Consider the following 14,633-nt stretch of genomic DNA (forward strand, 5'->3'; position numbering starts at 1 on the left):
AGTTCCATGACGTTAAGCCAGCACGGGTCCGGTGAGCACCGCCGCGGCGCCGCCTCCACCTACAGCCTCAAGGAAGCGGTCGAGCGCGGAGGCTTCTACCCCTCCCTGGTGCTGCACACGCTCAGCGAGGCGCTCGATGAGCGCGAGGCCAGCCATCAGATCGTGCACGTGGACACCCATTTCGACATGGAGGAGGTCCACCGGCACATCACGGTGCTGGCGCTGGCCGAGGACGTGATCGTCGTCGCTCACCTCGATGACCACGATCTGGAGGACGACGACGGCCCCGCCTTCAGCCACGGTGATTCCCCGCATCCGCGCCGAGCCGACACCGTGGCGCGGATCTCCACCGAGGTCGTCCCGGTCAGCAGGATCCGCTCGCTGATCCTCTCCGAGGTCCACCGCAGCCCCGAGAACTTCACCCCAGACCGGTCACTGGCCGAGGTCTCCCTGAACCTGACCTGGACCGGGGGTGCACGTTTCGACACCTACCCGGCGGAGTGCGGGAACCCGGAGTGCGTGGCCGACCACGGCGACACCGGAAACTGGGTGCCCGAGGACATCGCGCTGCGGATCGCGGCCACCGCCGAGGGTGACACCGCCGTGGACGAGGCCCGCGGATTCGTCCGCGCGCTGCGCCGAGCCAGCATCAAGCACGCCCGCTGAGCCGTTCCCCGAGATGACCCGCTGAGATGACCCCGAACACCCGCCCGCTGCCGGTCGCCCCCGACTACGACGGCGCACACCTGCGCCATGTGCTGACCTCCGCCGCGGCGTCGCTCGGCCTGGAGGGCTTCGCGAATCGGCTGGGCCTGCCCGAGGCCGCCACCACGGTGGTGCTGATGGTCGACGGGCTCGGCGATGCGCTGCTCGCCCGCTACTCAGGCCACGCCCGCTTCCTCGCCTCCGCCTGGCGCAGCTCCAGCGCGGAGATCCTCGACGTCGGGGTGCCGACGACGACGGCGGCCTCCCTGGCCTCGCTGGGCACCGGCACCACACCGGGGGAGCACGGACTCGTCGGCTACGACATCCTGGCGCCCGAGCTGGACCGGATGGTCAACATGCTCGGCGGCTGGGACGACGAGGTCGATCCGGCGCAGTGGCAGCGGCACCCCTCGGTGCTGCACCGCGCCGCGGAGGCCGGCGCCGGTGTGCTCACCGCCTCGCGGCCGAAGTTCATCGACTCCGGGCTCACCCGGGCGGTGCTGCGCGGCGGCGAGTTCCGGGGCGCCGCCCGGATGGACGCCCGGTTCCGCCTCACCGCGGACTGGATCCAGCAGCAGCGCCCCGCCAGCGGCGCCGTGCGGCAGGGGCCCGCCCCACGCCAGCTGGTCTACCTCTACGTCGATGAGCTGGACAAGACGGGTCATCGCTACGGCGTGGACTCCCCGCAGTGGCTGCAGATGCTGGAGATGCTCGACGCCGAGGCCGAACGCTTCACCACCGATCTGCGCCGCCGCTACGGCCAGCAGGTGTCTGTGCTGCTCACCGCGGACCACGGGATGATCGACGTCGCGCCGCAGAACCGGCTGGACTTCTCGGCGCAGGCGCACCTGCTCGACGGGGTGCGGCATACCGGAGGCGAGCCGCGGCTGGTGCAGCTCTATGCCGAACCGGGCGCCGACCCCGAGACCATCGCCGCAGCCTGGGAGCAGGAGTACGGTGACCGGGCCTGGATCCTGACCCGCGAGCAGGCCCGCGAGGCGGGGTGGTTCGGGCCGGTGGAGGATCGGGTCGCCGGGCGCATCGGTGACGTGCTGGTGGCCACGCACAGCGACATCGCGCTCTACCACTGTGACCGGGTGGGCCAGGCCCCGATGGACATGGTGGGCCAGCACGGCTCCCTCACCGAGGCTGAACGTCGGGTGCCGCTGCTGCGCCTGGGCGCCTAGCAGCTCCCGCCCCTCGTTCAGTCGTTCTTGGATCCGAAGAGGATGTCATCCCATTTCGGCATGCTCGCCCGACGCGCGGGCGCTCGCTTCCGCGGCTTCTCTGCAGCGGCATCAGGCTCGGTCGGCTCAGCCTCCTCCGCCGGGGGTGCCGGCGCCTGACCTGCCGCGCCGCCGCGCTCCTCAGACTCGCCCTCGTAGGCGAAGCCCCAGGCGTCGAGCCGGCCATCGTTCGGTGCCGCGCCGGAGCCTGTCGCGCCGGTTCCCTCTCCGTCGGATCCGGCCGCGTCGGCGGACCGGTCACCGGTCGCCCGCTTGGTCGCATCCGCTGTGCCCGCAGAGCTCTCGGCCGCCGTGGCGCCGCGCACCTCGGGCGCAGGAGCATCGACGCCTTCGTCCTGCGCGGCGTCGTCGGAGGCTGGTGCGTTCTGGACCGGTCGCAGCCGTGGGATCGGAACGGTGGAATGTTCCTCGTCATCCTGGCCCGCCGGAGCGGGGGGCCGGTCCGAGGCGGCGGCGGAGCTGTCGCGATCCTGCGGATCCTGCCGATTGAGCATCAGGGCGAGGCGGTCGTCGGCCTCGGCGTCCGCGCCCAGGCGCTGGCCGCGACGGGCCCGCAGGACGTCGAGCAGGTCCTCGTGCTCGTGTCCTTCACCACGGGATGCCGCGTCGCCGCGAGTCGGGGTCTGCGGCCGGGGCGCGGAGTCCCGCGAGCCGCGGGTGCTGGATTCCGGCTGCCGGCGCCCCGCGGCTCCGCTGTCGGCTGCAGAGGTCGCTCCGAGCCCGCGCGGGTCGTTGGAGTCTTCCACATTGAAGACGGAGTCGACGGCGCTCAGTCGCCTCCCGGGGCCCGCGGCGGAGGTCTGCGGGTCTGTCTCGGAACTCCCCGGCGTCGGCACCGACGTGGAGAGCGCGCTGAGCGCCTCGGCCCAGCGGTTCACCGCCCGCAGGTGGCGAGTCTCCGGTTGAAAGGTCCACTCGGCAGGAGGCCTGAGCCCGATGCCCGCACCGTGGGTGGCCGAGGAGTCGACGTCGAACACGCAGGTGACCTGCCAGAGGCCGTCCTCCCGGCGCCAGGAGTCCCAGCTCAGTGAGCTGAGGTCCACCTCCATCGCGCGCAGCCGGACCTTCACCATGGCCTCGAGGTTGGCGGGTTCATCGCCGAAGGCCCTCCGGTGCGCCTCTGCGGCCGACGCGGGTGCGACCTGGGTGCCCCGAGCCTGCTGGGCCATGTACTCGCGCTCCGCGTGCACCGGGCCGGCGTAGCGGTCCACGTGGGCGGTGGTCAGCCCCGAGGCCGCGACCACCTGGTCCACCGTGGCGCCGGCGCGCAGCCGTGCCTGGATCTCGCGCGGAGTCAGCGGACTTCTGCCGGGGCTGGCCTTGGCCGGACGGACGGGGGGTCGGGTCGCGGCGTGGCGCAGCGCTTCATCCATCGGCAGCGCGAACTCCTGCCCTGATTCGTCGGAGAGGATGAGCTGCGGCACGTTCTCCTCGTCATTGACCCCGACGATGCGCAGGTGCTGCATTGGTGCTTCCTCCGAAGAACGAGCTGGTGGTTATTCCGGACACTGTATCGCGGGGAGGTGTAAAAACTACCGAGGTGCTCAACCACTCCTGGAAGGATTGCTCAATCGGGCCGCCCGTGACATTCTTTGGTCCTCATCCCCACCTACCAGCTGTGTCCCGAGCCCCTCCGTGTCAGCCCAGGGCTCAACGATTGATCAGGATTTGGTCCTGCGATCCGGATGGGACACAATCTGTCCGACCAGAATTTCCCACGTGTTCTGCGGACCGGGCAACAGCCCGGACCGGCAGGGGGCCACGCCACAGGGAAATCGCGCTCAATCAGCTTCATCCCGAAGCCGGTCAACGAGCGCTTCGATCTCAAGAATTCGGAGTGTGGAGCACCTCTTATGGCAACCGATTACGACGCCCCGCGGAAGAACGACGACGAAACCAGCGAAGATTCCATCGAGGAGCTGAAGAACCGGAACACCTCGCGACAGTCCTCTGTGGTGGACGAGGACGAGACCGAGGCCGCTGAAGGATTCGAGCTCCCCGGAGCGGATCTCTCCGACGAGGAGCTGCAGGTCCGCGTGCTGCCCGCCCAGTCGGATGAGTTCACGTGCTCATCCTGCTTCCTGGTGCGTCATCGCTCCCAGGTGGCTCGCGAGGAGAACGGCATGTTCTTCTGCAAGGACTGCGAGGGCTGATCGCTCCGCAGTGAACAGACCTGGAGACCCTCAGCCACTGGCGGCCCGAGGGGATCCACGTCATTCGAAACTGACGCCGTGCTCCTGCACGGGCTCCGCGGAGCCCAATGCGGAGAGCACGGCGTTTGGCTTTCTGGTGGAGAAGATCCAATACGGGGTGGCGTCCTTGGGATCGATGATCTGCGCGGTGACGACCGGATCGATCCAGCCACGGATGCACTGGTAGGAGCTTGCGTCGAAACCCGGTCCCAGCTGTTCGCGGGCGGCATCCCCGCGGTGCGCCACGACCCGGCCCAGATGCACCGTCTGGATGCGGGCCCGGCCCACACGCAGCCACCCCGGAGTGACCTCCAGCGTCGGGGTGGTGATGACCAGGCCGAAGATGACCAGGCCGATGCCGATGAACACGGTCAGCACCCCGAAGGTGATGCTGATCGGGAAGAAGATCAGTGAGATCGACGCCCCCAGCATGACCCCGGCGACCCACAGCCACCAGGCCGGCCAGAGCTTCTCGGTGTAGATCGGGGCGGTCTCGCTGTCCACGCTCGGGGAGGAAGCTTCGCCATTCTTGGCACTCTCGTCACTCATGGCACTATCGTCGCATGTCCGGCTGAGGACTCGACTCGACCGCGACGGTACACTCGGGGCTGTGAATCGCATCTCAGTACCTCTCAAGCAGCTGGACCCGGGCTTAGACGTCCCGCGCTATTCCCATCCCGGTGATGCCGGGGCTGATCTGCTGACCGCCGAGGAGTTCACGCTCGAACCGGGGGAGCGCCGGCTGGTCCCCACCGGAGTCGCGCTGGCGCTGCCGCAGGGCTGGGTCGGCCTGGTCCATCCGCGCAGCGGACTCGCCGTGCGCCACGGGATCACCGTGGTCAATGCCCCAGGGACCGTGGACGCTGGGTATCGTGGGGAGATCAAGGTGTGCCTGCTCAACACGGATCGCCACGAGGCGGTCCACTTCGCCCGTGGGGACCGGATAGCTCAGCTGCTTCTGCAGAAGGTGGAGCAGGCTGATTTCACCCTGGTGGACGATCTCGAGACCAGTGATCGCGGCGCAGGCGGCTTCGGGTCCACCGGGCGATAGAACAGCGCAGAACCGACCAGGAGGACAGGCATGCTCTTCGGCAAGAAGAAGACCCCAGCGACGCAGGCACCGGAGACAGACGCGGCCCCGGCAGAGTCAGCACAGACAGAATCACCACAGGCAGAGTCGCCACAGAGCCCGCCGACTGACGTCGCGCCCCCAGACGTCTCGGCCACCGACGCGGCGGCCCCTGACGCTTCAGCCACGGCGACGGCCGCCGACGCCCCGTCGTCACCGGTCACCTCCGTGGCGCAGCCGGTCACCGAGTCCACTCCGTTGGCGGTGCCGCGCGACTCCCGTGAGCTGGAGTCCAAGAAGGGCTATCTGGACTTCGGGGCGCTGCTGGTCCCCGCGGCGAAGAACCAGCAGGTGCGTCTGGACATCGATCAGAAGACCAAGCGCGTGGTCGCGCTGACCGTCATGGTCGACCAGGCGAGCATCCAGGTCCAGCCCTTCTCGGCCCCGAAGTCCGGCGGCACCTGGGGTGAGGTGCTCGACCAGATCGAAGAGTCGGTGCTCAAGCAGGACGGCAAGGTCAAGCGAGTCGACGGTCGTTTCGGCATGGAGCTGGCGGCACGCGTGCCGACCGTCCTGAAAGACGGACGCAAAGGCTGGCGGGTGGCCCGCTTCATCGGCTTCGAGGGCCCGCGCTGGTTCCTGCGCGGGGTGGTCGGCGGCCGCGGCGCCATCGACGCCTCCGCAGCCCGTGCGGTCGAAGACCTGTTCGCCAAGATCGTGGTCGTCCGGGGCGACGACCCGCTGCCCCCGCGCGAGCTGCTGCGCCTGCAGCCTCCGGAAGGGGCGAAGCGGGTGGTGGTCCCGCGCAACCGGGCCCAGCGTCGCGATGATTCCCCCAGTCCCAATCCTGCTGCGGCACCGGTGAGCGATGACCGCTGACCCAGGCCAGCCACGCTCCGAGCCGGACTCCCACCCGGACTCCACCCGTGATCCCGCGGCGCAGTTCTCGACTGCCGCCGCCTCCCGGGTGCGCACCGGTGATGACGGCTCCATCGACGTGCTGGCCTCGGTGGGCGGGGTGCGCGGACTCGTCGAGTCCTCGCTGCCCGCCGCGGCCTTCCTGATCGCCTTCCTGGTCACCGAAGAGCTGATCACCGCGCTGATCATCTCGGTGGCGATCGGCGTCGGATTCGCCATCGTCCGGCTGGTGCAGAAGGGCTCGCTGGTTCAGTCCCTGGCCGGACTCGCCGGCATCCTGATCTGCGCCCTGGTCGCCTACCGGACCGGGGACGCCCGCGACTTCTACGCCTGGGGCTTCCTGATCAACGCCGGCTACCTGTTGGCATTCCTCATCTCGATCCTGGTCAAGTGGCCGTTCCTGGGCCTGCTCTTCGGCGTGGTTCGGGGTGAGGGGCTGGACTGGCGCAAGGACCCGGCGCGTCGTCGGCGATACTCGCTGGCCACCTGGCTGCTTCTCGCCGTCCCCGCGCTGCGCCTGATCGTCCAGGTCCCGCTCTACCTGGCCGACGATGTGGCCGGACTGGGCACCGCGCGCCTGGTCATGGGCATCCCGCTCTATGCGCTGGCGCTGTGGGTAGGGTGGCTCATCTCACGACCGGCGCAGAGTCCGCTCGAGCCCTCCGCAGCAGAGGCCGAACAAGAGCCCGCAGAAGAGGCCGAACAAGAAAAGAGATGGTGATTCCGCGATGACGCAGACCCTGACGCTGGACATCGGACCGATGGCCCATGGCGGCCACTGTGTCGCCCGCCACGAGGGTCGCGTCGTCTTCGTGCGCCACGCCATCCCGGGGGAGACCGTGCGAGCCCGCGTGACCGAGGGAGGACCGGGCGCCAAATACTGGCGAGCCGACGTCGTCGAGGTGTTGAGTCCCTCCGACTACCGCCGCCGGCACATCTGGAAGCTCGCGGACTCGCTGCGCGCCCACGAGAACGATCGGCTCCCGGTGGGCGGTGCCGAGTTCGGCCACATCACCGACCAGCACCAGCGCCGGCTCAAGGGCCAGGTCTTCCGCGACACCATGCAGCGGATCGGGGGATTCTCGATCCACGATCAGCGCCTGCCGCTGGCCTCCGGCGACGGAGAGGTCCACGTCCACGACGTGCTCTCCGACGGGCCCTACCACGGGCTGCACTGGCGGACCCGGGCCAGCTTCGCGGTCAGCGCCCTGGGTGCGCTGAGCATGAAGCCGCACCGCAGCAACGAGCTCATCGAGCTGCGCGGGATGCCGCTGGCAGTGTCATCGATCCATGAGAGCGGCATCTTCGGCTTCAACTTCAAGGGCGTCGACCGGGTCGACGCCGTGGCCGCCGGCGCCGGCCCACAGGTCACTCTGGTGGTGCACGTCCGGCGCGGGCTTCCCGCAGTCGAGCGTGAGGAGCTCAACGAGCGGCTGCTGCACCTGCACCAGCGGGAGCCGGCCATCGCCAACATCGTGCTGGCCACGTCCGCGCCGGAACCCAACCCCAGCCGGGGTCGCGCCGGTGCCCGCGGCGCCGGACGTCGAGGTCGCGGCGAGCGATCCGGCCCCGGGGCACGCGCCCAGGATCAGGCGTCCGCGCCGCGCCCGGAGCGGATCAGCTACACCGTGGTCGCCGGGTCCCGCACGGTCACCGAACCGCTGCCCCTGCCGCAGCCCCCGACCGCGGATTCAGCGTCACCTGCGGGGACGTTCTCCACGGTGGAGATCCAGCCCGAGGATTTCTGGCAGATCCACCGCAATGCCCCGCGCTGCCTGGTCGAAGCCGTGAACACGATGACACAGGTGCCCTCCGGCGCCTCGGTGGCAGACCTCTACGCCGGGGCCGGCCTCTTCAGCGCCTGGGCGGCCGAGCTCGCAGGCGCAGCCGGCTCGGTGCTCAGCGTTGAAGGGGCGCCCGGCTCCAGCGCCAGTGCAGCACAGCTCTTCGCCGGGTCCCCGCAGGTCGAAGTGCTGCAGGCGCCGGTGGAGGCGGTCCTGGATCGTCTCGCCCAACGTGACCTGATCCTGCTGGACCCTCCGCGCACCGGAGCCGGTGAACGCGTCATCGCGGGGATCGACGCCGCGGGCCCGCGGGAGGTCCTCTACGTCTCCTGCGAACCCTCCTCCTTCGCCCGGGACGCCAAGTCTCTGATGACCCGGGGCTGGGAGCTGGCAGACCTCAAGGTCTTCGATCTGTACCCCAACACCCACCACATGGAATCGGTCGCTCTGTTCCGAGCACCTCATCGCAGGTGAACGGCGCGCCACGCTCCCTATGACGTGCGTCTCAGAAAGCTGAAAGAGTAGACTGAACATCGATCCATCGGCCCGGCTGTTCATCGGCGCGGGCTGGCACGACTGGCAACTAACAAGGAGTCCCGAGTGAATAAAGCGGACAGCTATGGGGCCAAAGGCGTCCTCAACGTCGACGGCACCGACTATGAAATCTTCCGACTCAAGGCTGTGGAGGGATATGACTCCCTTCCCTACAGCCTGAAGGTCCTGCTCGAGAACCTCCTGCGCACCGAAGATGGTGCAAACGTCACCGCCGAGCACATCAAGGCTCTGGCCCAGTGGGATGAGAACGCTCAGCCGGACACCGAGATCCAGTTCACCCCCGGCCGCGTCCTGATGCAGGACTTCACCGGCGTCCCCTGCGTGGTGGACCTGGCGACCATGCGTGAGGCCGTCAAGGAGCTCGGCGGCAAGCCCGAGCAGATCAACCCGCTGGCACCCGCCGAGATGGTGATCGATCACTCCGTCCAGATCGACTCCTTCGGCAACTCCGACGCCATCGAGCGCAACATGGACATGGAGTACCAGCGCAACGGTGAGCGGTACCAGTTCCTGCGCTGGGGCCAGACCGCGTTCGACGACTTCAAGGTCGTCCCCCCGGGCATGGGCATCGTCCACCAGGTGAACATCGAGAACCTGGCCCGCACCGTGATGACCCGCGAGGTCGACGGCGCCCTGCGCGCCTACCCCGACACCTGTGTCGGCACCGACTCACACACCACCATGGAGAACGGCCTCGGCGTGCTCGGCTGGGGTGTGGGCGGCATCGAGGCCGAGGCAGCGATGCTCGGCCAGCCGATCTCCATGCTGATCCCGCGCGTCGTCGGCTTCAAGCTCAGCGGATCCATCCCCGCCGGAGCCACCGCCACCGACGTCGTGCTCACCATCACCCAGATGCTGCGCCAGCACGGTGTGGTCGGCAAGTTCGTGGAGTTCTACGGCGAGGGTGTGGCGGCTGTGCCGCTGGCCAACCGCGCCACCATCGGCAACATGTCCCCGGAGTTCGGCTCCACCGCGGCGATGTTCCCGATCGACGACGTCACCATGGGCTACCTGCGCCTGACCGGGCGCACGGAGGATCAGCTCGCACTGGTCGAGGCCTACGCCAAAGAACAGGGCATGTGGCACGATCCCTCCCGCGAGCTGCGCTTCTCGGAGTTCCTCGAGCTGGACCTCTCCACCGTGGTGCCCTCCATCGCCGGCCCGAAGCGTCCGCAGGACCGCATCGAGCTCACCGATGCCAAGGAGCAGTTCCGCAAGGACATCCACAACTACGCCAAGAACGGGTCCACCACCAACGGCGCCGTCGACGAGGCCTCCGAAGAGTCCTTCCCGGCCTCCGACGCGCCGTCGCACGACGCGACCGACGAGCAGTCCGCAAAGGACAAGCCGCGCGACACCTCAGGGGCCCCCGTTGACGGCCGGCCGTCGAACCCGACCCCGGTCTCCATGCCAGACGGTCGCGAGTTCCACCTCGATCACGGCGCGGTCTCCATCGCGTCCATCACCTCCTGCACCAACACCTCGAACCCGAACGTGATGATGGCCGCCGGCGTGCTGGCCCGCAACGCGGTCCAGAAGGGCCTGACCAACAAGCCCTGGGTCAAGACCTCCCTGGCTCCGGGCTCCAAGGTCGTCACCGACTACTACGAGAAGTCAGGACTGATCGAGTACCTCGAGAAGGTCGGCTTCTACGTGGTCGGCTACGGCTGCACCACCTGCATCGGCAACTCCGGTCCGCTGGAGGAGGAGATCTCGCAGAAGATCCAGGAACAGGATCTCGCCGTGACCTCGGTGCTCTCGGGCAACCGCAACTTTGAGGGCCGGATCAACCCGGACGTGAAGATGAACTACCTGGCCTCCCCGCCGCTGGTGGTCGCCTACGCCCTGGCCGGAACCATGGACTTCGACTTCGAGAACGAGCCGCTGGGCCACGACGAGTCCGGCAAGGCCATCTTCCTCGCCGACATCTGGCCGGACCCGGTCGAGGTGCAGAAGATCATCGACGCGTCCATCGACACCGAGATGTTCACCTCCAAGTACTCCACCGTCTTCGACGGGGATCACCGCTGGCAGGAGCTGGAGACCCCCGAGGGCTCCACCTTCGCCTGGGACGAGGACTCCACCTACGTCCGGAAGCCCCCCTACTTCGACGGCATGAAGCTCGAGCCCTCCGATGTCACCGACATCGAAGGCGCCCGGGTGCTGCTGAAGCTGGGCGACTCGGTCACCACCGACCACATCTCCCCGGCCGGATCCTTCAAGTCGGACACCCCGGCCGGTCGGTACCTGCTGGAGAACGGCGTGGCGCGCAAGGACTTCAACTCCTACGGCTCCCGCCGTGGCAACCACGAGGTCATGATCCGCGGCACCTTCGCGAACATCCGCATCAAGAACGAGCTGCTCGACGGCGTGGAGGGCGGCTACACCCGCGACTTCACCCAGGAAGGCGCTCCGCAGTCCGCGGTCTACGACGCGGCGGTCAACTACCAGGAGGCCGGCATTCCGCTGGTGGTCCTCGGCGGCAAGGAATACGGCTCCGGCTCCTCGCGTGACTGGGCCGCCAAGGGCACGAGCCTGCTCGGCGTCCGCGCGGTCATCACCCAGTCCTTCGAGCGCATCCACCGCTCGAACCTGATCGGCATGGGCGTGCTGCCGCTGCAGTTCCCCGAAGGCGAGTCGGCCGACACCCTCGGCCTCGACGGCTACGAGACCTACTCCATCTCCGGGGTGACCGAGCTGAACAGCGGCACCACCCCGAAGACGGTCAAGGTCACCGCGGTCAAGGAGGACGGCGCAGAGGTCAGCTTCGACGCCGTGCTCCGCATCGACACACCGGGCGAGGCCGATTACTACCGCAACGGCGGCATCCTGCAGTACGTGCTGCGCCAGCTGGTGAAGAAGTAGTCAGCCTGATCCTGGGCTGTTGAGCGGCTCCGGTCGTCTCATCCGCGAAGGGGCGCTTCGATCCACGGATCGGAGCGCCCCTCCGTGTCTGGGAATGTGTCTCGGGAATGTGTCTTGGGAATGTGTCAGAGAAAGTGTCGGAGAACCGTCAAGGTCCGTCCGCGCAGGACGCGAGAGGTAGAATGCACCAATGAGTATTCTGCAGACAATCACGTCTCCGCAGGAGCTGTCCAAGCTCAGCGACGAGCAGATGGAGAGGCTCTCGGCAGAGATTCGGCAGTTCCTCATCGCCAACGTCTCCAAGACCGGCGGGCATCTCGGACCCAACCTCGGCGTGGTCGAGCTGTCCCTGGCGATCCACCGGGTCTTCGACTCCCCGCGGGACTCCATCATCTTCGACACCGGCCACCAGTCCTATGTGCACAAGCTGGTCACCGGGCGGCAGGACTTCTCCACGCTGCGCCAGACCGGCGGCATCGCCGGGTACCCGGAGCGGGCCGAATCGGTGCATGACATCGTCGAGTCCTCCCACGCCTCCTCCTCGCTCTCCTGGGCAGACGGGATCTCCAAGGCCCGCGTGCTCGCAGGGGAAGCTGACCGCTGCGTCATCCCGGTGATCGGCGACGGCGCGCTCACCGGCGGCATGGCCTGGGAGGCGCTGAACAACATCGCAGCCGACAAAGACCGCCGCGTGATCATCGTGGTCAACGACAACGGGCGCTCCTATGCGCCCACCGTCGGGGGTCTGGCCGATCAGCTGGGCCGGCTGCGCCGGAACTTCCTGGACAAGGTGCGGACCCACCGCACCTATGAGAACGTCATGGACGGCACCAAGACCAGGCTGCAGAACGGCGGACCGGTCGGCAAGATGGTCTACCGCAGCCTGCACGCCGCCAAGAAGGGCGCCAAGGACTTCTGGGCCCCCCAGGGACTCTTCGAGGACCTCGGCATGAAGTACATCGGGCCGGTGGACGGCCACGATCAGGGCGCCCTGGAAGAGGCGCTCACCGACGCGAAGAACTACGGCGGACCGGTGATCGTGCACGCGCTGACCGAGAAGGGCAAGGGATACGCTCCCGCCCGAGCCGATGAGAACGACCAGTTCCACGCCGTCGGCGTCATCGACCCGGAGACCGGGGAGCCGGTGCACCGCGGCGGCGCACGCTCCTGGACCTCGGTGTTCGAAGAAGAGATCACCGCCATCGCTGATGAGCGTGAGGACATCGTCGCGCTCACCGGTGCGATGATGATCCCGGTCGGTCTGCGCAGCTTCGCGCAGAAGCATCCGGAACGCGTCTTCGACGTCGGCATCGCCGAGCAGCACGCGCTGACCTCCGCCGCCGGACTCGCCTTCGGGGGACTTCACCCGGTGGTCGCGATCTACGCGACCTTCCTCAACCGCGCCTTCGATCAGCTGCTGATGGATGTCGCCCTGCACCGAGCAGGTGTCACGGTGGTCCTCGACCGGGCCGGAGTCACCGGACCCGACGGGCCCAGCCACCACGGCATGTGGGACCTCTCGCTGCTCCAGATCGTCCCGGGCCTGCGGATCGCCGCCCCACGTGACTCCACCCGGCTGCGCGAGGAGCTGCGCGAGGCGGTGGCTGTGGACGACGCTCCGACGGTGCTGCGCTTCTCCAAGGGCTCGGTCAACGGTGAGATCGATGCGCTCGAACGTCTTGAGGATGGCGTGGACGTGCTCTGGCGCTCCGCGGCCAGCTCCGAGGCGCAGAAGCCCTACGCGCACGACGTGCTCATCGTCTCCGTCGGCACCATGGCCGAACTTTCCCTCGACGTCGCTCAGCGGCTCGCCGATCAAGGCATCAGCGCCACCGTGGTAGACCCGCGCTGGGTGCTGCCGGTGCCGGACTCGGTGGTCTCGCTGGCCGCTCGGCACCGGACCGTGATCTGCATCGAGGACGGCGTCAAGGCCGGCGGCGTGGGTTCGCGCATTCGACAGAGCATGCGCGAGGCCGGCGTTGACACCGGCCTGAACGAGGTGGGACTGCCGGTGGAGTTCCTCCGCCACGGCACCCGCGGCGAGGTCCTCGAACGCGTGGGCCTCACGGCACAGAAGATCACCCAGGACGCCGTCGGACAGGTCCTCGGCACGAAGGTCCCCTACGCCCGTCCGCTGCCCGGTGAACCGTTTCCCACCGGCCAGATCCCCAGTCTCCGCACCCGAAAGGTCTGACATTGATCACTCTCTACCGCCGCGACGAGCAGGCCTGGAACTATCGTGAAGCCTGGTACGACGAAGCGACCGGAGAGTTCGTCATCCACCACGGGGTGCTGGGCGCCAACGGCAAGCTCTCCTCGGAGGGTGCCAGCGCGGAGGAGGCCGAGCAGCTGCTCGAGAGCTTCACCGCCCAGTGCCGGGCCGACGGCTTCACCGAACCTCCCGCCGAGGCCCAGATCGAGATGCGCCTGCTCTACCCGCTGAAGGGCGCACAGCCCAGCGCGTCTGAGGAGCGCAACATCGGCGCCGTGCACCGTGAGGTGCTCGCCACGCTGGCCTGGCGCGGCCTGGGTCTGCTCAGCGACCCGGTGACCGAGCCCCACGCCGGCGGTCACGCCTCGGTGATGCGCATCAAGACGCTGCACCAGGGCAAGGCGAAGGAGGCCGTGAAGGCCGCCATGCGCGCCGGCGACGTCCCTGCCTCGAAGATCGAGCTGCGCGTCGGCTGAGCCCGGAGGCGGACGCTACGCCTGGACCCGGATGGCTTCCCCGTCGATCTCGGCGGGGTAGCGGGTCAGCGGATCACGCGCCGGGCCGCCCTCGGCGGCCCCGGTCTCCAGATTGAAGATCGAGCCGTGGCACGGGCAGGCGAAGCGCTCCGGCTCGGTGCCCACCGCGCATCCCTCATGCGTGCAGACCGCGGAGAAGGCGTGGACCGTGTCCTCATCGCTGCGGTGCAGCAGCAGCTGCGTCTCACCGATCTCGGCTGTGCTGCTGGCCCCCACCTCCAGGTCGGCAAGCGGCATGACCTCGGTCCAGGAGCCGCCCTCGGCCCGGGTCGGCGTGGCAGGCTCGGGCGACTCATCAGTCCCGCAGGCGGTGAGCAGCGCCGCCGAGCCCGCAGTCAGGGCTGAGGCGTGCAGGAATCGACGGCGGTCACAGCATGGCGAAGTCATGGGGCCCAGTCTACGAGTGATCGGTCCGGGACCAGCCTCTGTGTCAGCACCCTGTACCGGGGCTGATCCAACAGCTGGCCCGGACCGCTGACCTGGACCAGCTGGCCCGGATCCCGCTGGCCCCGGAGCTCATCAGCCCCGGAGCTCAGCGCGGACCCGGCAG

The 14,633-nt window shown here is 68.5% G+C and carries 13 protein-coding genes; 10 read left to right on the forward strand and 3 right to left on the reverse strand.

All coding sequences use genetic code 11. From position 1 onward, the window contains the following. Positions 1-6 precede the first annotated feature (6 nt). Together LTH93_RS11455 and LTH93_RS11460 are read left to right on the forward strand one after the other, a co-directional pair. The gene (locus tag LTH93_RS11455; protein ID WP_241471024.1) at positions 7-666 is read left to right on the forward strand and encodes a DUF5998 family protein; all 660 of its coding nucleotides are present in this window, start codon (positions 7-9) and stop codon (positions 664-666) included. A 26-nt stretch (positions 667-692) separates the two neighbouring features. Then, positions 693-1,892 carry an alkaline phosphatase family protein gene (locus LTH93_RS11460; RefSeq protein WP_241471025.1) on the forward strand — a complete coding sequence of 400 codons (1,200 nt, stop codon included), beginning with the start codon at positions 693-695 and terminating at the stop codon, positions 1,890-1,892. Between the two features lie 17 nt (positions 1,893-1,909). On the opposite strand, the gene sepH is transcribed toward LTH93_RS11460, so the two are convergent. Further along, positions 1,910-3,418, reverse strand: a complete 1,509-nt coding sequence (gene sepH / locus LTH93_RS11465; protein ID WP_241471026.1) for a septation protein SepH — start codon at positions 3,416-3,418, stop codon at positions 1,910-1,912. A 387-nt stretch (positions 3,419-3,805) separates the two neighbouring features. Here sepH and LTH93_RS11470 point away from each other — a divergent pair, with 387 nt between their 5' ends. Continuing rightward, a complete protein-coding gene (locus LTH93_RS11470) occupies positions 3,806-4,105 on the forward strand; it encodes a DUF4193 domain-containing protein (protein ID WP_036475539.1) in 300 nt (99 codons plus the stop codon). Between the two features lie 60 nt (positions 4,106-4,165). Here the strand turns inward: LTH93_RS11470 and LTH93_RS11475 are convergent, their stop codons facing one another. Continuing rightward, positions 4,166-4,693, reverse strand: coding sequence for a DUF3093 domain-containing protein (locus LTH93_RS11475; RefSeq protein WP_241471027.1), 528 nt, complete (start codon positions 4,691-4,693; stop codon positions 4,166-4,168). Positions 4,694-4,754: 61 nt separating this feature from the next. Between LTH93_RS11475 and dut the strand changes: the two genes are divergently transcribed. The 7 genes from dut to LTH93_RS11510 all read left to right on the forward strand — a co-directional run bounded on the left by dut (position 4,755) and on the right by LTH93_RS11510 (position 14,023). Beyond that, on the forward strand, positions 4,755-5,195 hold the full coding sequence (gene dut, locus LTH93_RS11480) for a dUTP diphosphatase (RefSeq protein ID WP_241464871.1): 441 nt from the start codon (positions 4,755-4,757) through the stop codon (positions 5,193-5,195). A 30-nt stretch (positions 5,196-5,225) separates the two neighbouring features. Further along, complete coding sequence (locus tag LTH93_RS11485; protein ID WP_241471028.1) at positions 5,226-6,092, forward strand: DUF3710 domain-containing protein; 867 nt, start codon at positions 5,226-5,228, stop codon at positions 6,090-6,092. Beyond that, positions 6,082-6,852, forward strand: a complete 771-nt coding sequence (locus tag LTH93_RS11490; protein WP_241464869.1) for a DUF3159 domain-containing protein — start codon at positions 6,082-6,084, stop codon at positions 6,850-6,852. The genes LTH93_RS11485 and LTH93_RS11490 overlap by 11 nt, the downstream gene beginning before the upstream one ends. A gap of 7 nt (positions 6,853-6,859) precedes the next feature. Beyond that, complete coding sequence (locus tag LTH93_RS11495; RefSeq protein ID WP_241471029.1) at positions 6,860-8,389, forward strand: class I SAM-dependent RNA methyltransferase; 1,530 nt, start codon at positions 6,860-6,862, stop codon at positions 8,387-8,389. 126 nt (positions 8,390-8,515) lie between these two features. Then, the gene (locus tag LTH93_RS11500) at positions 8,516-11,335 is read left to right on the forward strand and encodes an aconitate hydratase (RefSeq protein ID WP_241464867.1); all 2,820 of its coding nucleotides are present in this window, start codon (positions 8,516-8,518) and stop codon (positions 11,333-11,335) included. Positions 11,336-11,525: 190 nt separating this feature from the next. Then, the gene (gene dxs, locus LTH93_RS11505; RefSeq protein ID WP_241464866.1) at positions 11,526-13,529 is read left to right on the forward strand and encodes a 1-deoxy-D-xylulose-5-phosphate synthase; all 2,004 of its coding nucleotides are present in this window, start codon (positions 11,526-11,528) and stop codon (positions 13,527-13,529) included. A 2-nt stretch (positions 13,530-13,531) separates the two neighbouring features. Continuing rightward, complete coding sequence (locus LTH93_RS11510) at positions 13,532-14,023, forward strand: hypothetical protein (RefSeq protein WP_241464865.1); 492 nt, start codon at positions 13,532-13,534, stop codon at positions 14,021-14,023. Positions 14,024-14,038: 15 nt separating this feature from the next. Here the strand turns inward: LTH93_RS11510 and LTH93_RS11515 are convergent, their stop codons facing one another. Then, complete coding sequence (locus LTH93_RS11515) at positions 14,039-14,470, reverse strand: Rieske (2Fe-2S) protein (protein ID WP_241464864.1); 432 nt, start codon at positions 14,468-14,470, stop codon at positions 14,039-14,041. Positions 14,471-14,633 lie beyond the last annotated feature (163 nt).

It is taken from the genome of Nesterenkonia sp. DZ6 (genome assembly GCF_022565835.1).
Lineage (GTDB): Bacteria > Actinomycetota > Actinomycetes > Actinomycetales > Micrococcaceae > Nesterenkonia.